The organism is Methanothermococcus thermolithotrophicus DSM 2095 (assembly GCF_000376965.1).
In the GTDB taxonomy this organism is placed as follows: domain Archaea; phylum AGJL01; class Methanococci; order Methanococcales; family Methanococcaceae; genus Methanothermococcus; species Methanothermococcus thermolithotrophicus.
In genome coordinates, this window is record NZ_AQXV01000044.1 from 15,543 (window position 1) to 38,970 (window position 23,428).

Genomic DNA, 23,428 nt, shown 5'->3' on the forward strand with positions numbered 1-23,428 from the left:
TGAATGATATAAAAAATTAAAAAAATATGTTAATTATCCTCCAAATTCCTCCCCCCATTTCTCATACTTCTCAATTTCAGATTTAGTTAAAGGGCTTTTTATTTTCTTAAATGCCTCTTCAAAATCATCATCAGTCAGAGCTCTTGTTTTTAACTTCCTCCTCTTCAACTCTTTATAGGACAAATTAGCCATTTTATACAAATCCTTATTTACATCCCTAATCATATTCCAAATAGCATCCTGACAGAGATTTTTTAAATCCCTACCAGAATAGAGTTTTTCCACACACTTATCCGCAATTTCATCTAAATTAACATTCAACTTAACCCCTTTTGTGTTAATTTTAATAATTTCCTTTGTAGCTTCTTTATCAGGTAAAGGAATATAAATTCTCCTTGAAAACCTTGAAAGCACCGCCTCATCTAAATCCCATGGCGTATTTGTTGCCGAAAGTGTTAATATTAACCTATCGCTCCCCTTATCTTGAAAACCATCCAATTCTGTTAATAAAGTTGATAACATCCTCCTTGATGCCTCACTTATTCCATCGCTCCTCTTTGTTGTTAAGGCATCGATTTCATCAATAAATACAATACTTGGGTGGAGCTCCCTTGCAACATCATATAATGCACTTACAATTTTTGAAGATTCGCCGTAGTATTTACTTGATACGGATGATGCCTTCACATTAAAGAATGTTGCTTCCAAACTTCCAGCACATGCAGAAGCTAATAGTGTTTTACCTGTTCCTGGTGGTCCAAATAATAAAATCCCTTTCCATGGTTGTATTGATGCAGGCTTTTGAAGTGCTGATATTACTATGGTTTCCATCATAAGCTGTTTTACTTCTTCTAACCCCCCTATATCGTCCCACTTCATAGTGGATTTTTGTATTAAATTATTTTTCACAAAATTTTTAAACTTATCAATTTCATCTTCTGCCTCATCCTCTGTGGTGTTTGATGAGTTTGGTTTATTTGATGGTGCTGATTTTTTTGTAGGTTTGGATTTATTAGCTTTTGATGGATTAAATACTTCTTCTATGTTATTTGCCACTAACTCCCATTTTTTAGCTTTCTCCAAATAGCTTTTTTCATTGTATCCATCATACTTTGCTATTTGTCTCAATAATTTGGCACATTCTAACGCCTTTTTTTTAGCAATACTTTCGTTCTTTTTCTCCTTTGCTATCTCATATTCTTTTTTAGCTCTTTTAAACTGACTCATCAGAGCTCCGGATAAATCAATTTCCAATATAATCCCCCCAAATATGATAATATAATTATTAAAAAATAGTGATAATAATTATTCTTCTAATATTCTTTTCAATTCCTTTTCAAAATCGTCTTCTTTTTCCTGCTTCTTTTCATCGGATACTATTTCCTTTGCATCGTCAATATCCAATTCCCCCTCTTTAACCGCATGTATTGTATTTAAAATATCAGCAATATCCTCATCATGTTCTTCTGATGCCGAGCTCAGCATGTCATCGGTGATACCGAGAGCGTTATTTAGTGTTCCGATAATATTTTCACTGTTTATTTTCATATTAATTAGATAATTTTCCAACTCCTGTGGCGACATACTGTTTAGTGTGTTCCATAAAGGCGTGGATTTTAAAATCTCTTCATTTTCTTTTATTACTAAAAGATTATCTACGAATCTCACCTGTTTGTTTAATAGAGCATGAGAATTTTGTAATTGCTTTTTTCTTTGACTGAGAGTTTTTATTTTTGTAGCAATTGTCAATTCTTCACTTTTGCTTTTAGAGCTCTTTGCCTTTCCAAACAATATTGTAATTTGGTCGTCTATTTTTGAGAGCTCATCTTCTAATTTTTTAACTTGAATATCCAATTTTATTTTTGATTCGTTTAGTTTATCTAATGGCATATCTAATGGATTTTTATTTTTAGAGAACAGACTTTTTAATTTACCTAACATTTTATCCCCTCATTTTTTGAGATATTTTAATCACATTTGAAACCTAATTTAATCTTATGGATTATTACCTCCGCTGATGCCACTACTTCATAAGATATCGGGATTTTAATCTTATCAAATACCACAATATCCCACATAACATTATATTCAAAAAAATAAAAAATTAAATTATTATTGATTCTCCTTCTCTAATCTCTTAAATAATTCTTCATCGTCCTCTTCTTCCTCCCCATCAGTATCCAAGTTCAAATTGCTCACAACCTCATCAGCTTCCATATCACCACTTTCAGCCTGCCCCCATGCATCGAATAGTTTTTTCTCTGTGCTATCGACTTCCTCATCAAAATCATCAATTCTCATTTCAAATACTTTATTCAACCCCTCAACAGTTTGGTCAAACTCCTTACCATCAAGTATTATATCACTCAGTTTTAACTCCAAGAGCTCAGGTTGTATGTTGTTAATTTTATTCCACATTCCTATATTTTTCAATTCTTTTTCGTATTTTTTAACAATTAACAGGTTATTTACAAAATTAAACTGCTTCTGATAAGTTTGGAAGCTTTTATACTTTAATCTCATTTCCATTTCAACACTTTTTATGTCCTGTGCAAGCATTTTTTTTGTGAGTTTATCGGCACCAACCCCTTCTTTGAATAATTGCTTTTTTTGCTTATCCAATGATTTTATCTCTTTTTTCACCCTATCTAACTTACTTTTTAATCTAATTCTTTCCCCCTCTAAGTCTCTTATTGTTAATTTTTCTATTGGATTTTTTTGTAATTTCCCTTTTATTTTGTTCCATAAACTCATTTTTTCACCTATTTTATTTTAGTTAGTTTCCTAATTATTTTCTAATTATTTTTTTAACAAAACAAAACCAATTTCTTTATAATATTTAGTTTCCCCCTTTCCAGAAGATTCGTACTCATAAAATACCTTTTTTGCCACCCTTTCATCCCCAACTTCATTGATAGCCTCTTCCAGCGTAATATATCTTTTTATAAATATGTTCTCATCAATATACTTTTTCAATCTTTCAACCTTCTCCTTATCAAATTCCAAGCTCATCAATGGTGCAAATGCCTTTGCATACTCATCCACTTCATTATAGTATAAATTTCCAGTTTCAACATCGAGAAGTGCGAGAGCAATTTTTTTGGATAAATATCTCATTTTAAAGTCATCAGAATTGACAAATTTAATTACTTCATCCTCAAAACCCGTTGGTGAGGCAATCAGTAACACAATTTTATCAAAACTGCCATCTTTCACATTCTCCACCACCTCAATTATTTTACCCAATGATATTGGATAAACATCAAAACCCATTTTTTTGTAATTTCCCCCATTTGCTAAGAACATCCCCCTCAACATTACTTCCATCTTTTTACCAAACGGATTAAGCTTTTTCTCCTTTAACACTGCTTTTATTTGTTTATTTTTAGGAAGTTCCACTGAATTGTTTGGATTAAATACTTCTTCAATAGAGATTATTTTAAAAGTTTTATTTTCAACTTTCACGCCCGTTTTCCTCATTTCATCTAATTTTTTATCCAATCGTCCAATAAACCATTCCTCATAGGATAATGCGTTTTCTGTTCTTACAAATCTCGAACCTTCCTTTTTAGCATCCCTTATCCTTTTTAAAAGGTCAGTTAATTTCTCATTTTTCTCCTTTAATTCTGTTTTTTCTGATTCCAGTGATTCTATTTTTTCATTTAACTCATCAATAAAGTCCCTGTAATCCTCTTCAATATATTCAATTTCTTTGTTTAGTTTCTCTCGGAGCTCCCTATTTTTCTCCATTTCAATTTCTATTCTTATCTTTTCTTTTTCCCTCTCAAACCTTCTTTTTAACTCTTCTTTCATTTCCTCAATTTTTGACAGTTCTATTTCTTTTTCTCGTTTGAGTTCATCCCTCAACCTTCTCTTTTCCACCCTTACAAAATCACGGAGCTCGTAAATTTCATTTTCAAGTTTTTGGATTTTATTATCTACGCCCGTTATAAAATCACTAAACCAATCTATTTCCTTCATTGCCCTGAATATTGCTTCATCCATTTTAGTTTTGTATTCTTTCCATTTTGTTTGGGCATAATCCCTTATTGGAAGTTTTATCGTGTGGTCTTTGATAATTTCATCAACTTTTTTTCCTATGTTGTTATAATATTCTTTAAGAAGGTTTAAGGTTTTATCTGTGCCGTCTCTATTTGCTTTGCTTATTTCCCTTAAAATATCATCTGCTGTCCAGATTTCAAATACGTTATATTTTAAAATATACTCCACAAGTTCGAGCTCCTTAAAACTATATCGCTTAATTGCTGGAAATGATTCGTTGTTATGGTAAAAACTAAATGCAAGTGTTGCTAATGCCCATTCAAAATCTCTTCTTACGGCATTGTCAAGGTCTTTTGAAAAAGTCCCGCATTCCCCATCTTTGTATTTTTCATAGTTTTCTTTTATTCTATTCCATAACTCCACCCTTTTTCATAAGGTTCATATATTATATCGTATCCATCCCTTAATACTCTGTTTGCTTTTTGTTTTAGTTTATCTAATTGTTCATAATTCCCCTCTGAAAACAGACTCATAATAACCCCTCAATAAATAATTTCATATCATTGTCAATTTTATTTTTTATTAAATCCACACTTTCGCCGTAACCTTCAATTTCAAAGTTTATTATCAATTTATTTTCATTATTTTCTTTTAATTTGATTGAAATGGAACAATTCCCTTTTTTTGTGTATACTTCGTATTTTTTTGTACCATTTACAGAACATTCGTAGCTTGCACCGAGTTTTATCATAAGATATTTTAAAAAACCCTCTACAGCTTCTTTTTTATCGGTAATCTTATAGCTCAGTGTGGTTTTTTTTGAAGATATTGTTTTTTTCAATTCTTTAATTTCATAGACCCTCACTTTCTCTTCAGGATTTCCTTCCAAACGGGACATAATATCCTTTACAAATCCATCCACGTCATCTATATCTGCTATTATAGCCATCTTTCTTATTTTCTCCAAATTTCCTTTATTTGACCATCTTTCGATTAGGTAATCAATCCTCTTTCTCTCAGCATCTTTGTCATAATCTACCACTATTAAATTACTCATAATATCACAAAATATAATTTGATTTTTAGAATATATAATATTTTGGTTTTTTTGGAGTACTTTTAATTTTGTCCAAAATGGATAAAGGATAAAAATAATATCACTTTATTACATTCACAATTATAAATTAAGTTTCGAATTTCCTTTAAGTAAAACTCGAAACTGTTATAATGCATATTATGCCTTTGTAAATTACAATGGCATATTTTTTATATTTTTAAAAAGGAAAATTAATAAACTATCTATTTTGATAATACTAAAAAAATACTAATTTATTATTTTTGTGAATAATTGCATATATTCTTTACACAAATTGCTTAATTTTTGTGCCATACCTTTTTAAATAATTAGTTAAAAACCTTTTTATACTTAAAATTTAAATGTAGGTTGTAAAATTAGGAGTTTACTAATATTGTTGTTTTTAAAAAACTAATCGACAAAACCGAAGGTTTTATCATATAATAAAACGACATTTATTTATAAATGGTGGGATTATGGATAAAATACAAATATTAAGAAAAATCTCTCAAACATTCTTTTTTATACGTGCACTGGTTGTTGCTGGTTTTTATTTAAGTATTATAGGGTTTATTGTAAGATTTATTTTAAGTGGGAATGCATATATCAATGTAAAAATTGTTATTATAATATTAGCAATTATTGCGGGGAGGGTATTTTGCGGGTGGATGTGTCCTTTTGGATTCTTGTTTGATTTGGTTTATCAAGCAAGAGTAAAAATATCCAGATTAAAAAAACTACCAACTGTTCCAGAGCATATACACAATAAATTGAAGTATTTTAAGTATGTTGTATTGGTTTCGATAATAGTCCTAGCTTATGTATTGGGGGTTAGAGCGTTTATTGATTTATATGAATTCTCATACCTATTGTTGGCTTTATTTTTGGTTTTGGGCTTTATTTACCCAAGGTTCTTTTGTAAGTATGTCTGTCCAGTAGGAGCGTTATTAAGTATACTTGCAAGGTTCTCAATATTTAAATTAGAGCTCGATAAGAATAAATGTATAGGTTGCAGGTTGTGTGAGTTCAAATGCCCAATGCAAATAAAAATAGTTGATGTTGATAAAATAGACCAGATGGAATGTGTAAGGTGCTTTGAGTGTATGAGTGCATGTAGAAAAGACGCTATTAAATTTGGAAGGTAAGTTATTCGATATGCCACCTGAGCTCAGCAGCAGATGAAATTCATAAGCACGATTCAAATCACTATAACTTCAACAGTATGTTACTTCACTTAAAAACATTGTTTCACAGATCATATTGTATAAATTATCTCGATAAACACTTCCTTAAACCCATAATTATTCTTTTAATTGTTCTTTATTCATGTCCATCATTATATTGTCTTTCACATACGCCCACCCATACATGTAGATTTTGTTTGAAAAACTCATCTTTAAAGACGAGAAAAAAGAGAAAGAAAATAGTAAAAGTAAACGTAAAACAAAACCACCAATTACAAAAAAACCAAAACTCCCTAATGAAAAAAGAGAATAGTAAAACAAAAATAATCACTTTAATTTACGTTAAGTAACAAATCATTCGAACCAGGAACAACGAACACTTTGTTGTTGTTTTCAGCCAATTTTTCCAAAACTTCTAGTTTTTTATATTCAAGAATTTCTGGATTCTTTCTAATGGCTTTAGCCATAATCTCTGTAGCATTTGCCTGCCCTTGAGCTTCAACAATTTTCTTTTCTGCCTCTAATCTCGCTTTTTGTACTTCAAACCTCATTTTTTCTGCTTCCTGTTTTGCCCTCAGTTTCTGTTCAATGGCACCTTCAACCTGATCTGGCAAATCAATATTCCTAATCAACGTGGCAGTTATCATTATTCCCTTACTGTCAAACTCTTTTTGAACTGCAGATGCAATTTTTTCTTGAACTTCTGTTCTCCTGTCTGTATATAGGTCCTCTACAGTATATTGGGCAATTATATCTCTTACTTTTGCCCTTATTCTACTCGTCATCCATGATTCTGGATTTTTTATAGTGGCGTACAACTCTGGTGCTTTGTTAGGATTGATTTTGTACTGTATCGATATATCAATGACTACAGGTAATCCTTCAGCTGTTAACGCTTTTATTGCGTTCCCTTGTTTTTGAGTCATATCTAATGTTTTTTCGTAAGTATTCATTTTTACGACTGACTGAACAACTGGTAATTTGAAATGTAATCCTGCACCTACAGGTTCTTGGTTTATTTTTCCAAATGTTTTTACAATTCCTACTTCGGTTTCATCTACGATGTACCATCCATCCAGTGCGAATGATATTCCGGTTACCCCAATAACCCCGACTAATAGTAATAGAATAAACCCTGTAATAGCACTTTTAAAATTATTCATTGTTACCCCCTTGATATTTTTTACACAATATAGTACGTTGAATTTTAAGAATTTAATATTATATATTATTATATACTATGTTACAATGGTAGTAATAGTAGTCGGTGTTTTATAGAGAGTGTGTATTACGAATAAACTGCACCTGAAATTTATTTTTAATTGTCATATTTTCAAATTAAACAATATTTTATGTTCTCGACGAAACCGATGGTTTTGTGAGTCTAAAATTCCTTGGAATTTGTCTCGATTTAATTTAAATGTGTGTAATATACTAATTGAAATTGCACATCACTATATTAGGGGACGGCAATCTTTACAATTTAACAAGGAGAATTAAAATAATTGAAGTGAATTTTATTTAGATTAAAATAAACGAGATGAAATCATGGAAAACATAAAATATGAAGTAAACTACGCAATAGAACACATGATGGAAACGAATTATCCAAGAAAAGAGTTCTGGAAGATGGATTCAAAACTTCCTGAATTAATAAGTGGAATTAGAGCAGGAGATGATGCGGTTGTTATCGGAAAAAATGTAATAAACATGGAAGGTCCATATCCTTTAAAACTTGGTTCAAAAACTGCATTAATTCACACCTCATGCGATGTCGTAGCAATGGGAGCTCAGCCACTTTATGCAATGGATGCAATCCAGGCAGAGAATGAGGAAGAAATAAAGATGGCAGTTGATGGATTGAAAAAACAGTCTATGGGTCTAAACATCCCTATTGTTGGGGGAAACACTCAAACTGTAGAAAACTTAAAATCATGTATGAGTGTTGCAGTATTTGGAGAATTGATAAGCGATAAAATCATCAGAGACGGCGGTGCAAAAGAAAATGATATAATTATAATGCTCGGACATCCTGTTGAAGGAGATATTGGGGAGAGAGTTCAAAAGGCAAAAAACAAATTTGAAACCTACCTGGAAATCATAAAAAATAATGATATTGAAGTTCATGCCTGTAAGGATGCTTCAAGAGGAGGCTGGCTTTGTAATTTACTTGAAATGCTTGTTAAAGCAAAAAAAGGTATTGAAATAAACTCCATACCCTATCCAAGAGCTACAAGGTATTTGGGGACATATCTTGTATGCATCAATGAAGAAGATCTTGATAAAGTTTTAGACATAACAATTGAAAAAAGATGCCCTGCAATACCTTTTGGGAAAATAACCAATGAAAGAATACTTAAGATAGGTAATAAAGAATATATTGATGCTGAAAGAATGAATGAGCTCATAAGGAACTTCCCGTATAAATTTTAATTATTCAACGTATTTAGCCAAAGGAGTATTTCTTAAATCATATTCTTTTGAAATTTCTTTTAATATTGACTTAAATATGTTGTTTCTGCCCCCAAACTTCTTGGCATACTCCTCTAATTTACCTAAGTGGTTGTAAATAATATCAGGATAATTTTTAGATATATCATATATAGTATTTAGAACCATATTTCTGATTATATTATTATCACTAACCAGAAGATCTAAAACTTTGTCAATGATCCGTTCTAATTCATTTTTATTTAGTTCCGGCACTTTAGAAAGTATATAAATCATATTTAAAGGATCCATATTTGTTATTCCACCGCTTTTTATTATATCAAGGTCGATTTTCATCTGTTCTTTAGATATTGATGTTCTTAGCTTTTCTTCAGTAACTTCAAGTTTTTCAGGTTCTAAGTCGAGCATTGACGAACCAATTTCAAATAATTTTCTAAGTAGTGATTCTTGTTCACTTGATTGCATTAATCTTTTTATCTGCTCGTGCATTTTCTTTTGACGATCGTCCAACTTGTACTCTTTCACTTCACCATATTTCTTAATGAGCTCCCAAGTATATTCCCTTATCTGAAGATTCACAATTTTTTTGTTGATTTTCCAGATTTCTTTTTCAAATAGTTTAAAGTATTCTGGGTTTTTTTCAACGATCATTTTTAGAGAAACTAGTGCATTTAAAATCATATCTTCATCTTCATCGTTTAGGAATTTTTTTATGTGGGGGATTAATTTATTAATATCTCTGCCGTACTTTAGAAATACTTTTGTAGCTAAGAAAATTGAATTGGACTTTAATTTTGGATTACTGGAGTTTAGAATATGTATAAGATCGTCTATCAGTGAGTCATCCTCGTCTATGAGTTTTTGGGCTTCACTGAGATGATCCTCCTCTAATAATTTTTTTAGTTTGCTAGATTTTGAACGAAAGAAGGGAAAGATCATTAAACCACCCATAAATCCCTACAGAATATACAATATTACTGTAAATCTTTTATTACTGTAAAATATTACTGCACTATCAGTCGTATCCTGTAATCGGGATTATTTTAAACTTCAAATCACTGTTTTTTCTCATAATTTCCAAAAAGCTCATGGATTTAGATGGATCTTTGTTTGTAACAATTATATCACATGTGGCCACTATGAAATCATCCGAATTCATTTCAGTTTTTAAAGGTACTGAGCCATATGATAGAAGTGTCTTCAATATTTCATTCTGAATTGTCAAACACTTTTCAGCATCCCCTTTGATTGTAATCTTATATGATGGAAAAATTAGCTCATAACAGTTTATCAATATTACTCCGTTGTTTTGCAAAACTTCACAGAGTTTTGTGTAGTTTTCAGTTGTGGCTTTAACTACGAATTTCAAAAAATAGTATTTGTTATTTAATGTGTTTGTAATTTTAACATCATAAATTCCAGATACTTTCTCTGCAATAATCATTCTTAACTTTTCAAAAACATTTGATTCACAAAGGGCTTGGGTAACATAAAGCCTTTCTAAATCCATCCTTTTCACCATTCCAAGTTTTAAACAATGCTTCAATATATTATAGAATATTTGAATATTTATAATTGCCTATGACATTTTGATAATATAAGAAAATTTCACTACTATATTTATTAAATAAAAATAAAATAATAACTTGTAGTTAATTAAATAGCACCAGCCCCGCAATCAAAAAAATAATGGTAAATATTAAAAATCCAATTTCCTTAAATCCAATGTTTCTTTCATACAGCCCTATTTTTGAGTTTTCTGAGTATCCTCTTGAAATCATTCCTAAGTATGTCCTTTCTCCTTGTTCATACGCTCTTAAAAAAAGAGCTCCTACACTGTATCCAAATATGTTTAACATCTGTATATAGGTTAAGTTTTTTCTATTTAAACACCTGGCTTTTTGGGCCCTTAAGGTAGATTCCAAAACATCATACATTATAAATAAATACCTCACCATTAATCCCAAAAGTGTTGACATTATATTTGGGAGTCCTAATTTTCTTCCTGCGCTTATAACTTCATGCATAGGTGTTGTTAAAGATAGAAAGACTACGGAGGTTACAGAAACTAAAAATTTCGAGAATAATATTAGACCAAAAGATAGCCCCTCTTGATACACAGGTAAGCTAAAAATCTGAAAAACTACAGTTTCCCCATGTACAAATGGTTGAAATAATGATATAAATCCTCCAAATGGTAATATGAGTAATATTCTTTTAAGTGCATAAGATAAAGAGATCCTAGACACCATCATCAATAAAATCAGGTAAAGTTCAATTAAAATCATAGAGTAAACATTGTTTGAAAGTGTGGCCGCCAATATTATTAAGAAAATAGATAATAATTTAACTCTTGGATCCATGTCATGAATTAAACTCTTTTTAAAACTTTCTTTTTCAATACTATATAGTGAGCCATGCAAAAAAAATCACCGGTAAGAATACTATATTATTTTGATTATAAAATCAGATCATTTTTAAAATTAATAATATTTTCATAGTATATAAAATATAGCCCAAAATGAAAATTTGCAATATCTTAATTATGATATTTGGTTCATCAAAAACTAAAAAAGAAGAATATTAATTATTCACTAACTGCGTTTGACTTTTTGAAAACTGCAGCTACTCCATATGCAACACCAGTCATTATGATTATACCAACAAGCATTGCAATTATTTCTCCGATTTTATCCATTCCTTCGATTGAATAGTCAGGCATTGGAGACGGTACTACAGTACCTTCTTCTTCAAGCCCTACTTCTTCTAAATTACTGTGCAATACATGTTCATTGATTATCTTTTCCGCAGCACTTTCTAAACCATCGGGATCTCCTGATGCCAAGAATGGTGCCAAAATACCTATCAATAGGGCAACTATCAAGCCTGAAATCAATATCTTATTGTCCATGACTCATCACCTTGCTTAACCCTTTAACCAAGTCGGGCCTTACAGATGAGAGGTATGAAACCACTATGGCAGTTATACCTCCTTCAATAAGTCCAATTACTGCATGGTATAATCCCATGAATTGTAACCCTTTATCAAGAGGAAAGGTTCCACAAATTGCCAATTCAATTGCACAGGCTATTGCAGATAAAAACAGACTTGCCCATCCTGCAGCAAATGCTGCAACAGTTGTGTTGGTGTTTTTTAATGCTTTAAATACGTAATAACCTATAAAACCACCAATAATTCCCATATTAAAAATATTCGCCCCCATTACTAATAGGCCACCGTCTGCAAAGAACAAACCTTGAACAATTAAAACCAGTGTTAACAGTAAAACTCCTGCCCATGGGGAGTCAAAAATAATGGCGGCTAGAGCTCCTCCTACCATGTGTCCACTTGTACCCCATGGTATTGGCATGTTCATAGCTTGAATAGCAAAGATACCTGCAGCTAATGCTGCAAAGAGCGGCACTGTCTTTTCGTTCATTTCTTTTGATGCCCACTTAAGAGACAGCAATATGAAAATTAGTGACACTACCCAGAAAATACCACTTTCCCATATGGGTAAAAAACCATCTGGTATGTGCATGTTTTCACCTTTTTTGCATTATTTCACACTATTTTAAGATAACTTAATACAGTATTACGTTATTATAATATTTCATATTTATAGTTTTCCCATATAATTTTTGTAATAATTTTGAATATTGTTTTACAAAAAATATTATTGTATATTATTAATATATGGAATTATAAAAAGTATTTAAATTCAAAAATCCTTTTAATTAATATCACTAAACTCAATTTTTGATATTTATAGTCGTTCTACGAAGGGTGATATATATTGGTGTGCAATTTAAATAAACCGATCAATATATCGTAAATTGAATAACAGTACTAAATAAACCATATTTTTCAATTAACAGTTTATTTTATGTTTAGTAAGTAATGCACACCACTATAAATATCATTAAATTTTAATTGGAATTTATTTAACAAATTTTAAGTTTAGATTTAAAGGTAGATAACTTACATATTTGTAGGACAATTATAAGAGCTCATTAAATGGCTGGTGAATAAAAAATGCAGCATTATGTTTTTAGTGTATTAAACGACAACGGCATAACGGAACTTAGGCCGCCGCAAAAAAAGGTATTGGAACATGGACTACTTGATAAACAAAAGAATTTTTTAATATGCATCCCTACAGCCAGTGGAAAAACCCTTATTGGAGAGATAGCCCTAATAAACCATCTATTGGATGAAAACAAACAACCGACAGGGAAAAAGGGACTATTTATAGTTCCATTAAAAGCCCTTGCAAATGAAAAATACGACGAGTTTAAAGAAAAATATGAAAAATATGGTTTAAAAGTGGCTTTGTCCATTGGAGATTTTGATGAAAAAGAGAATTTATCGAGCTACGATCTAATCATAACTACTGCTGAAAAACTTGATTCTTTAATGAGACATAGGATCGATTGGATAGATAAGGTTTCTGTTGTAGTGGTAGATGAAATCCATTTAATAGGGGATGATGAAAGAGGAGGAACCCTTGAGATCATTTTAACGAAATTAAAGAATTTAAATAATATCCAATTAATCGGTTTGTCTGCAACTGTTGGGAATCCAGAGGAACTTGCAAACTGGCTAAATGCAACACTTGTAATTGATGATTGGAGACCTGTGGAATTAAAAAAAGGAATATTCTATAAAAACAAAATAGAATACATTGATGAAAATAATTCATTAGACGAAATCACGAAGAGTGATTTCGTTGCTCTCCGTTCGCTTCGCTCACTCCAAAAACCCCTAAACGATAGTTATAAAAATGACATTATGAATTTGGTTGTAGATTGTATCGATGAAGATGGTTCATGTTTAATTTTTTGTAATTCTAAGAGAGGAGCGGTTAGTGAAGCAAAAAAATTGAATTTAAAGAAATACTTATCCCACAGTGAAAAACACGAACTTCAAAAACTGAAAGACGAAGTTTTAAGCATATTCGATCCACCAACTGAAACCTGTAGAGCTCTTGCAGAATGTATTGAAAAAGGGGTGGCATTTCACCATGCAGGTCTTACCTATGAACAGAGGAAAATAGTTGAAGAAGGATTCAGAAAGAAACTGATAAAGGTTATATGCTGTACTCCGACACTCTGTTTAAATGCAAATACCGAGATATTGCAAGAAAGTGGATTTAAAAAGATTACAGAATTGAATAAAAATGAAAAGGTATTTGCATTGTGTGGAAATAAAATAAGACCAGTGGATTGTTGGAAAGTTCATAAAACCCCGCAACATGAATATAATATTGTTGTAAAAACCGCAAATGGGCTAAAAATTACCACAACCCCCAATCATTTGTTCTTAGTTAAAAAAGGAAAAGAGACCTGTGAAAAAGAAGCAAAGGATTTAAAAGTGGGGGACTATGTGGCTACTGCTGATAAAATAGTGGTTGAAGAAAGAGATATTGATTTATCCTATGGGGACCTTTATTTCATTGGATATTTTATAGGAGATGGCTATACCGGTGTTATCGAAAAAAATGTATTTAGAGGTAGTCCCGATATTACGTTTAATCCAAAATACCCGCCAAATTTTGATGACTCTAAACTTCACAAAAAATACTTTTTAAAAATTAAAGAGGAAGGAAATGTTTCTCATTATGTATATTCAAAAAGACTAAGGGAAGTATTTAATGAATTAAATATGCTCACTAAGGATAACAAAAATATTGATGTATTTTACATTCTTCCATTGGAAAAGTTATCACACTTTATTGCAGGGTTGTTTGATAGTGATGGATACATTAATGCCAACAGAAAGAAAATAGGATTCTCTTCGATATCAGAAAATCTAATCAAAAAACTACAATTAGCATTATTGAGGTTTGGAATACATAGCACCATTAGAAAAAGAAAAGGAAAAGTTATGAAGCTTAACAAAACCTTCAGGTTTTGTAAGTCTCGACGAAACCGAAGGTTTCGTGAGTCAGCAAATCTTCGATTTGCTTCGACAGCGAATCCAAAGGATTCGCTTCGATCGCCAACAAATAATAAAGAATACAAAAGTAGAGATATTTATGAACTAATAATTGGTGATTTTGTAAGTGTAAAAAGATTTTATGAAAATATTCCACTGAGACACAAGGAAAAAAGAAGAAAATTGGAAGAAATCGTAAAAAGTAAGGAAATTGCTAAAATGTGGTGTGATTGCGGATTTAGCATTGATTTAACTATGTTTAAGCCAAGAACAAAAAGTCAGAATGAATTAAATAAAGAGCGTGTAAAATTACTTTTTGAACTATTAAATGGAAAAAAATTGGTTATGAACTACAATAACTACTATTCAAAGAGAAAGAATCCCCATTTTGAGTTTATCATAAGAGAAAAGATAGGTGGAAATAAAAAAGGAGTATATTATTCTCTAAATGATAAAGGAAAAATTTTAATGAATCTTCTTAATAAAAATATAAAAGATAAAGAGAACTTAGAAGAAATGTATGACTTCTTAGTAAATCTTGAAAAATGCCCAATTTGTGGCAAGCCACTCTACAAAGAAATGAGACATAGTTGGAAAAAAGAATATTATGATGGAGATATTTATTGGAGCATGATCAAAGAAATTAAAAAAATAAAGGTAAATGACAAATATGCTTATGACATAGAACTACCAGATGATGGGACAAATGACCATTATGTTGTGGCAAATGGATTTATAGTACATAACTCTGCTGGACTAAATTTACCTTGTAGAAGAGCAATTGTAAGGGATTTAAAGAGATTTTCCGGTAGAGGTATGGCTCCAATTTCAAAAATGGAAATTCAGCAATGTATTGGAAGAGCCGGGAGACCTGGTTTAGATCCTTATGGTGAAGGAATAGTCTATATAAAAAATCCAAACGATGTTGAAAAAGGTTTTGAATACTTAACTGGAAAGGTGGAGGACATATACTCAAAACTTTCCAATCAAAAAGTTCTTAGAACCCATATCCTTGGATTGATATCCACGAGGGAAGTTGAAAATGAAATGGATTTAAAAAACTTTATAAAAAACACATTTTATGCTCACCAGTATGGAAGTCTCCAAGGAGTTTTGAGGAATGTAAAAGAAGTCGTTGATTTTTTAGAGGATTATGATTTTATCGTTGCATTTACACCAACAAAACTTGGGAAAAGAGTTTCAGAACTGTATATTGATCCATATAGTGCAAAAATAATTATAGATGGATTAAAAAAGATCAACAAATCCTCTGAGTTAAATACAAATCTAGAGCTCTATATGTTATATGTACTGTCAATGACCACGGAAATGAGGCCCCCTTTAAGAGTAAGAAATCATGAAGAAGAAGATTTAATTTTAGAAATGATGGACTTAAATATTGATGATTATTCCTGGGAAAATTTAGAAAGCTTTAAAACTGCAAAGATGTTCTACGACTGGATTAATGAGGTTCCAGAGGAGGATATATTAAAAAGGTATGGAATTGAACCTGGGATTTTAAAGTACAAAGTTGAACAGGCTAAATGGATGGCATATTCTGCAAAAGAAATATTTAATCAATTAAATTTAAAAAATGAACAAATCAAAGACTGTTTATCTGAATTGGAGATAAGACTCGAGTATGGTGCTAAAAAAGATATCATTGAGTTACTCAAAATTAAACACGTTGGAAGAGTTAGGGCCAGAAAACTATACAACGCTGGAATAAAAAGCAAAGATGACATTCCAAAGAACCAGTCAAAAGTCATCAGTTTGCTTGGAGATAAAATCGGAAAAAAAGTCTTAGAAGAATTTGATTTGAAATATGGTCAGCAAACTTTGTTTGATTTTAGTTAATTGACCATTTAATTATTGTAATTTATTATTTACTGTTTAAAAAAGCTGTGCTCAGTCGTCCCCGATGTCATCATTGATTGTGAAATCTTAGTTTCACAGCTCACCAACAACAAAATCGGAATTGGCGATAATCTCAGTGAAGTCGGCACTCATCATTGCACAGTTGTTATTCTACAAACAATTTATCATACTCTAATTTTTAAAATCTTATGTGGTATTTCATTCTTATTTCTATGAATCCTCTTAAATAGTTTTGGATCGATATTCATATTCAATTAACGTAAATATTATAGGATCATTAATCTATCAGATCATAACATTTATATTATATTGTTATTATAGTCGTTTGACGAAAGGTTGTTATTAACCACTAGCTCTTACATTAAATTAAAACACCAACTGTGTTGTTAAAAGTTGTAAAAAAATACTAAGAATTAAATACTATCTTTTAATGGTATGATTAGTTATATTACTTAATTGTCAACTACCATATTTTGGAAAATTAACTCACGATAATTTTTAGTTTTTATTATTTTTAAGAGGGATATAATGAAGTATATTTTTATTACTGGAGGCGTAGTTTCTTCACTTGGAAAAGGAATAACCGCTTCTTCCATAGGTAGGCTCTTAAAGGCAAGAGGTTTCAAAGTTAATATGGTAAAAATCGACCCATATTTACAGATTGACGCTGGAACTATGTCCCCTTACGAACACGGTGAAGTATTTGTTACAGATGATGGTGGAGAAACAGATTTAGATCTTGGAAACTATGAAAGATTCGTTGACACCAACTTAAAGGCAAAAAACAATATTACAACAGGTAAAGTATATTGGAGTGTCCTTTCAAAGGAGAGAAGAGGAGACTATTTGGGAAAAACGGTTCAAGTTATACCCCACATAACCAATGAAATAAAGGATAGGATAAAGGAGCTCGGAGAGGGGCACGATATTACACTTATTGAGATCGGAGGAACTGTTGGAGATATTGAAAGTCTGCCTTTTTTAGAGGCCATAAGGCAGTTTAAAAAAGATGTTGGAAGAGAAAACGTCCTCTACATCCATGTTTCATTGCTACCATTTATAAAAACAGCTGGAGAGGTTAAAACAAAACCTACCCAGCACAGTGTTAAAGAACTTAGAAGTATAGGCATTCAACCTGATATTTTAGTTTGTAGGACAGAAACCCCAATGGGCGAAAAAATAAGGGAAAAACTTGCTCTCTTCTGTGACGTCGAAAAGGATGCAGTAGTAGAAGCAAGGGACGCAAGAACCATATATGAGGTACCTTTAAACCTTGAAAGGGAAGGAATAGGCAAGTTAATAACAAAAAAACTTAATTTAGAGGACAGAAAACCTGAACTGACCGAATGGAGGGCTATTGTCGATAGAATAATTAATCCGTTAAATGAAATTACAATTGGTGTCGTAGGAAAATACACTGAGTTAAAAGACGCATATACGAGTATAATGGAAGCTTTAATCCATGCAGGTGCTAAAAACGATACAAAGGTAAATATAAACTGGATAAACGCTGAAGAGCTCGAAAATAAAAACTATAAAGAAGTATTGGATAAATACCGAGAGGATGAAAAACTAGATGGAATATTAATCCCAGGTGGATTTGGAGATAGGGGAGTTGATGGAAAAGTAAATGCAGCAAGATATGCGAGAGAAAACAATATACCATTTTTAGGAATTTGCCTTGGGATGCAGTGTGCAGTCATAGAATTCGCAAGGAATGTATGCAAACTTGAAAACGCAAACTCCACAGAATTCGATGAAAATACCCCACATCCTGTAATTGACCTATTACCTGAACAAAAGGAAATCACAGATAAAGGGGGCACGATGAGACTCGGAGCCTATCCTGCGATTTTAAAAGAAGATACTTTAATTTACAAACTCTACGGTGAAAAAGAAGTATATGAAAGACATAGACACAGATATGAAGTAAATCCAGAATACCACGACATACTTATAGAAAACGGTTTAACCATCTCTGGAACATCTCCTGATGGAAAGCTTGCAGAGTTCATAGAAATTAAAGACCACAAATACTTTGTAGCAACTCAGGCACACCCTGAATTCAAATCAAGACCTAACAAACCGCATCCGTTATTTGATGGACTGGTTAGAAGCTCCTTAAAGGAAGAATAAGAAAAATAATAAAGATAAAAAATAATAACAAATAAAAAACGAATATACATTTTAAAGGTGATTAAATGTTTGACGCTAAAATGGTTATTGAAGAGGCTATAAATGAAATAAAAGAACAGATTGGAGATAGAAAGGCAATTATTGCATTAAGTGGTGGCGTAGATAGTTCGGTAGCTGCAGTTTTGGCTGATAGGGCAATAGGAGACAGACTCTTGGCAGTATTTGTAGATACCGGTCTCATGAGAAAAAACGAAGCAGAAGAAATAAGGAAAATATTTAAGGAAGACATGGGACTTAACTTAAAAATAATAGATGCAAAAGAACTATTTTTAAAGGAACTGAAAGGAGTAACTGACCCTGAAGAAAAAAGAAAGATAATAGGAAAATTATTCATAGAAGTGTTTGAAGAGGTTGCAAAAGAAAACGGTGAAGAAGTTTTAGTTCAGGGAACAATTGCACCAGACTGGATAGAAAGTGAAGGTAACATCAAAACCCACCACAACATAGCACTTCCTGGTGGGATGGTATTGGATGTTGTTGAACCTTTGAGAGAGCTCTATAAGGATGAAGTAAGGATACTTGCAAAGGAGCTCGGACTTCCTGATGAAATAGCATACAGACAGCCGTTCCCAGGTCCTGGTTTGGCAGTTAGAATTTTGGGAGAAATAACCGAAGAAAAATTGGAAATCTGTAGAGAGGCAAACGCCATAGTTGAAGAAGAAATAGAAAAAGAAGGATTGAATAAAGATTTATGGCAGTACTTTGCAGCTGTTCTCGATACAAAAGCCACAGGAGTTAAGGGAGATATAAGAGAATACAACTGGGTCGTTGTAATAAGATTTGTTAAATCATTAGATGCCATGACTGCCCATGTTCCTGAGCTCCCATTTGAAGTTATAAAAAGAATAAGTAAGAGAATAACATCTGAAGTTCCAAATGTCGCAAGAGTAGTTTTGGATGTTACAGACAAGCCACCAGCCACTATTGAATTTGAATAATATAATTAATTTATCTATTTTTTATGATTACTCAACAAATCCTAGAATTGTTTCAATTTTTTAAAATTTATCGTTTTTAATCGTGTCATTTACTAATGGGGCTAAATAACATAATGTGCAATATAACAAAAAGCTAAAAAACCTTTTAATCCCTCCATACAAAGACAAAAACCAGACCTGCAAAGACAGAAAGAAATCGCAGAATATTTAGAAAACCTACACAACAAAATAAAAAGATTAGAAGAATTACAGGAAAAACAATAAGATATTGTACGGTGTAATTTAAGACTATTTAAATGTTATAGTTTTTTTAGGATTATACAAACCATTTTATCGATTTCTTTATCTGTTTTTTCTATTTCCTGTTTTATTTCCATTAATTCCTTTTTGTAGCTGTTGAAGCGGTTTTCTAAATCGTTTAAAGAATCTGTATTAATTTTTTGCTTCTTTAATTCTTTTAGGAATTCTTCATAACTTAAATTATAAAATGTTTCTAATTTCTTAGTAATTTTAGTTAGGTTTAATGATTTTAAAAATTCATTCTTTTTATTTATGAATTTTTTATTTAATTCAATCATTTTATCCGCTTTTTCTATGAATGGGATTTGTTGGTCTTCTGGGATTTTTGGGATAGGTAGTTTTTCTAAATATATTTTTTTCATCCTAAGGGCTTTCGAACCGAGCTGGGATACCATGTTTTCTAAGTAAAACCATATTACCTTCGAGTTAAGTAATACCATCAAATATTTAGAACCTCCAACAATAAACCATGCCGTATCAGATGTGTAATATTTCCCATTGTCAAAATAAAAGCAAGATGAACTACTAAATTCTGGATAAATTATTTTTTCTTTCTCAAACTCCTTATAATACGAAGCGGCACATCTCTGTAAAGCATACCATTCATATCTTTTTCCAGTTTCAGCCTTATTTCGTTTACTTAATTTTTCCTTATATTTTAGCAAATGGTTGTATATATCAGGATATTGCTCCTTAAATGCCTTTTCGGCTTCCTCTGATGCCCCAGAAATTGATGAATTATTATGCAATGGAAAATGCCAAGGAACAAAAATTAACCATAAATCCGCAAATTCATAACCATATCGTTTTATATCCCTTCCCCTTAAAATCGGTTTTATTATCTCTTTGTTCTTTGGGTCTTTTTTAATTAATTCATCCTTAGTTTTTCCATCAATTATAAAAGCATCGTTAAAACCTGTTTTAATTCCATAATTTATTTTTATATCCCAATCCTTTAAAGGTATTCCAATTTTTTCAATCTTCTTTTTTAAATTTAATTCCTCTGGTGGCGATAAATTAAAGGAATTTTCTTTCAAATCTGATTGCGGTATTTTAAACCTATTGCTTTTTATCCCATCGATAAATCCATTATAATTTTTAATTTTTGTGAAATCCACCGCAGACATTAAATTATCTTTTTTATATCCTTTTTTAAATATCAAAATATTTGTATCCACTGTTGCAGTTTCAAATACCTTTTCCCCTCCAAAATCAATAATTTCCTTTATACTCGTATTTTCTTTAAAGAATTTTCTTAATTTTTCGCCATAATTTGCTCTCATCCATTTATTACTTGTAATATATGCTAAAACTCCCTCATCTCTTAAAATATTATATCCCAACTCATAGAAATAAACATAAAGGTCAGCAACTCCAGTATATGTTTTATAATTTCTTTCAAGTGCGGGTTTTAATTCTTTTATTTTTTCCTGCCTTACATAAGGTGGATTACCTATTACTATATCAAAGCCAGGGTTTTCTCTCCTAAATACATCTGAAAAGTACAACTTCCATAAGAAAAATGGTTTTGACCTTGATTTTTTATACTGCTTCAATTTTTCCAGTGCATCTTCATTTCCTGATTCTATTAGTGTTTCCTCTATGAGCTCCCATTCAAGTTTTTCTATTTTTTCTTTATACTCATTTTTATCCCGTTTAGCTCGGGCATTGAAATATTCTTTATACAATTTTTTGAGCTCTGCAAGTTTCTCCTGTGATTTTTTCCGCCTAATATTTATAGCATCGGACAGTGTAATTTGAGATTGTAAATCATTCAAATTTTTATTTTTTGATTTTTTATATTGATTTTCCAATTTTTTAATATATTCATATAATTCATTTAATTTTTTACTTACTGGTTCAAGTTCCTTCCATTTTTGTTTTAACATCAATTCCTTAGCGGTTTTTTCTAAATTTTCCCTTTCAATTTTCAATTTTTTTAATTCCTCAGGTTCTTTATCTTCTTCTTCGGGAATTTCAAGAATACTATCATCAAAAAGTTTTATTCCTTCAAATTCATCCAACAAACTATTTCCACACATTATTTTATGGTCTAAATTTGGCAATGCCCTTATATTATTTAGGCTATCCTCATCCACCACCAACGATAACCAAAACCTAAGTTTTGTAATTTCCACAGCAGATGAATCAATATCTACGCCGTATAAACAGTTTTGAATAGTTTCCCATTTTAATTTATAAAGTGTCCGGTCTTCCATTTTTGCACTATTCTTTGCTATTAAGAAAGGTGTTAATATAGACCTTGCCTTTACAATCTCATTCATAATCCCAACTGGAAAAGCACCAGAACCAACCGCAGGGTCTGCTATTTTTACGCATCTTAATAGCTCATCAACTTTTTCTATATTATCCAATATGCTTTTTGGAAAGTTTATATTTTTAATTAACTTTATTCGCTCATTTAATAATTTTCTGTATCCTTTTGATAAAACATTGTTAAACTTTTTCATCTGTTCATTTATTTTTTCAAGTTCAATTAATTTTCTTTGATATTCCGAAGTTGAAAATCCACTGAGATATATGAATTTTTCAATATCTTCCCGTGGAATGTCCGTATTCGTTTCCAAATAATTAATCAAACTCTGCTGGCACATATAATGCACTATTTCCCTTGGAGTATAGAATGCCCCTTTTGATTTCCTATCTTTAATCTCCAATAGGTTTTCAAAAACCTTCCCAAGCATTTCAGGGTCAATAGCAACCTCTTTATCCAGTGGTTCATCCTCTTTTATTGTGAAATTATACTTATCAAAGACATTAAAAATTTTTTCAAAAATTCCATTGTCCAATTTTAAATTAATTTCTTTCCAATTGTAGCCCCCAATAGGTTCAAATAGTCCCCCATTTAAGAAAGGGATTTTACAGTCAAAAGGAGAATAGTAATCATCCCTCTGAGTAGATAACGCTTCATAAAATAATGGTTCCAACATCTCCTTAAAGAAATTTTCATATTTGGCATATTCTCCCGCATACAACCTCTTTAAAAAATCTTTTGGACCAGCTCCCCATTCTTTAAACTTCCCAGTTTCAGGGTCTCTTTGAACACCAAGCCAGCCCTTTTTTGGAGAAAGTATATAAATACAATCTGTCCAAGCAATTTCTTAGCGAAATCCACTGTAGAAATCTCTTTTTCTTCAAATTCCTTTTTAATGTCCTTATCACATTCCAATAATTTGTCGAGCTCATCTTTTAAATCTAAAAATAACTCCTTATATTCTTTGAAAAACTCATCGGATACATTTTCAACACTGAATGCTTCTTCAATTTCCTCTAAAGTTGGGTTTTTCTCAGCTATTATCATGCCAAGAAATCTTTCTTTACAGGTATGGTTTGGTTCGTTCTTTCCAACTAAAAAGGAGCACCTTTTAGCAGGAGTAAAACCCTTTTCAATTTTAAAATCTTCTGTAATTTTATACTCCATTTTAACAAATGAAAACCGCCAGTC

The 23,428-nt window shown here is 31.3% G+C and carries 18 protein-coding genes and 1 pseudogene; 5 read left to right on the forward strand and 14 right to left on the reverse strand.

Going from position 1 to position 23,428, the window contains the following annotated elements:
• Positions 1–33 precede the first annotated feature (33 nt).
• From F555_RS0103930 to F555_RS0103950, 6 genes are all read right to left on the reverse strand, one after another.
• On the reverse strand, positions 34–1,254 hold the full coding sequence (locus F555_RS0103930; RefSeq protein ID WP_018153912.1) for an ATP-binding protein: 1,221 nt from the start codon (positions 1,252–1,254) through the stop codon (positions 34–36).
• A 51-nt stretch (positions 1,255–1,305) separates the two neighbouring features.
• Entirely contained in the window at positions 1,306–1,941 is a 636-nt protein-coding gene (locus F555_RS0103935; protein WP_018153913.1) for a hypothetical protein, read from the reverse strand.
• Between the two features lie 171 nt (positions 1,942–2,112).
• Positions 2,113–2,754 (reverse strand): hypothetical protein, encoded by a 642-nt coding sequence (locus tag F555_RS0103940; protein ID WP_018153914.1) that lies wholly within the window; start codon positions 2,752–2,754, stop codon positions 2,113–2,115.
• Positions 2,755–2,799: 45 nt separating this feature from the next.
• Positions 2,800–4,425: a hypothetical protein gene (locus F555_RS09025; protein WP_018153915.1), complete on the reverse strand. Its 1,626-nt coding sequence runs from the start codon at positions 4,423–4,425 to the stop codon at positions 2,800–2,802.
• Positions 4,404–4,535 (reverse strand): hypothetical protein, encoded by a 132-nt coding sequence (locus F555_RS09650; protein ID WP_018153916.1) that lies wholly within the window; start codon positions 4,533–4,535, stop codon positions 4,404–4,406. The genes F555_RS09025 and F555_RS09650 overlap by 22 nt, the downstream gene beginning before the upstream one ends.
• Complete coding sequence (locus F555_RS0103950; RefSeq protein ID WP_018153917.1) at positions 4,532–5,059, reverse strand: hypothetical protein; 528 nt, start codon at positions 5,057–5,059, stop codon at positions 4,532–4,534. Before F555_RS0103950 ends, F555_RS09650 begins: the two co-directional genes overlap by 4 nt.
• Positions 5,060–5,553: 494 nt before the next feature.
• Between F555_RS0103950 and F555_RS0103955 the strand changes: the two genes are divergently transcribed.
• Positions 5,554–6,222: a 4Fe-4S binding protein gene (locus tag F555_RS0103955; protein WP_018153918.1), complete on the forward strand. Its 669-nt coding sequence runs from the start codon at positions 5,554–5,556 to the stop codon at positions 6,220–6,222.
• Positions 6,223–6,593: 371 nt separating this feature from the next.
• Here F555_RS0103955 and F555_RS0103965 read toward each other — a convergent pair whose 3' ends face one another.
• Positions 6,594–7,424 (reverse strand): SPFH domain-containing protein, encoded by an 831-nt coding sequence (locus F555_RS0103965; RefSeq protein ID WP_018153920.1) that lies wholly within the window; start codon positions 7,422–7,424, stop codon positions 6,594–6,596.
• A gap of 385 nt (positions 7,425–7,809) precedes the next feature.
• Between F555_RS0103965 and F555_RS0103970 the strand changes: the two genes are divergently transcribed.
• On the forward strand, positions 7,810–8,694 hold the full coding sequence (locus F555_RS0103970) for an AIR synthase related protein (protein WP_018153921.1): 885 nt from the start codon (positions 7,810–7,812) through the stop codon (positions 8,692–8,694).
• Here F555_RS0103970 and F555_RS0103975 read toward each other — a convergent pair whose 3' ends face one another.
• The 5 genes from F555_RS0103975 to cbiM all read right to left on the reverse strand — a co-directional run bounded on the left by F555_RS0103975 (position 8,695) and on the right by cbiM (position 12,254).
• Entirely contained in the window at positions 8,695–9,651 is a 957-nt protein-coding gene (locus F555_RS0103975; protein ID WP_018153922.1) for a hypothetical protein, read from the reverse strand.
• A gap of 76 nt (positions 9,652–9,727) precedes the next feature.
• Entirely contained in the window at positions 9,728–10,222 is a 495-nt protein-coding gene (locus F555_RS0103980; RefSeq protein ID WP_018153923.1) for a hypothetical protein, read from the reverse strand.
• A 142-nt stretch (positions 10,223–10,364) separates the two neighbouring features.
• Positions 10,365–11,135: a cobalt ECF transporter T component CbiQ gene (gene cbiQ, locus F555_RS0103985; RefSeq protein WP_018153924.1), complete on the reverse strand. Its 771-nt coding sequence runs from the start codon at positions 11,133–11,135 to the stop codon at positions 10,365–10,367.
• 164 nt (positions 11,136–11,299) lie between these two features.
• Complete coding sequence (locus F555_RS0103990; RefSeq protein WP_018153925.1) at positions 11,300–11,623, reverse strand: PDGLE domain-containing protein; 324 nt, start codon at positions 11,621–11,623, stop codon at positions 11,300–11,302.
• Positions 11,613–12,254, reverse strand: coding sequence for a cobalt transporter CbiM (gene cbiM, locus F555_RS0103995; RefSeq protein WP_018153926.1), 642 nt, complete (start codon positions 12,252–12,254; stop codon positions 11,613–11,615). The genes F555_RS0103990 and cbiM overlap by 11 nt, the downstream gene beginning before the upstream one ends.
• 494 nt (positions 12,255–12,748) lie before the next feature.
• Here cbiM and F555_RS0104000 point away from each other — a divergent pair, with 494 nt between their 5' ends.
• The 3 genes from F555_RS0104000 to guaA all read left to right on the forward strand — a co-directional run bounded on the left by F555_RS0104000 (position 12,749) and on the right by guaA (position 19,662).
• Complete coding sequence (locus F555_RS0104000; RefSeq protein WP_018153927.1) at positions 12,749–16,507, forward strand: DEAD/DEAH box helicase; 3,759 nt, start codon at positions 12,749–12,751, stop codon at positions 16,505–16,507.
• A gap of 549 nt (positions 16,508–17,056) precedes the next feature.
• Positions 17,057–18,664 carry a glutamine hydrolyzing CTP synthase gene (gene pyrG, locus F555_RS0104005; protein WP_018153928.1) on the forward strand — a complete coding sequence of 536 codons (1,608 nt, stop codon included), beginning with the start codon at positions 17,057–17,059 and terminating at the stop codon, positions 18,662–18,664.
• A gap of 65 nt (positions 18,665–18,729) precedes the next feature.
• Positions 18,730–19,662, forward strand: coding sequence for a glutamine-hydrolyzing GMP synthase (guaA, locus tag F555_RS0104010; RefSeq protein WP_018153929.1), 933 nt, complete (start codon positions 18,730–18,732; stop codon positions 19,660–19,662).
• Positions 19,663–19,961: 299 nt separating this feature from the next.
• On the opposite strand, the gene F555_RS09030 is transcribed toward guaA, so the two are convergent.
• Positions 19,962–22,910: an Eco57I restriction-modification methylase domain-containing protein gene (locus tag F555_RS09030; RefSeq protein WP_157205733.1), complete on the reverse strand. Its 2,949-nt coding sequence runs from the start codon at positions 22,908–22,910 to the stop codon at positions 19,962–19,964.
• A 53-nt stretch (positions 22,911–22,963) separates the two neighbouring features.
• Positions 22,964–23,428, reverse strand: a pseudogene (locus tag F555_RS09515) (Eco57I restriction-modification methylase domain-containing protein); the annotation flags it as partial.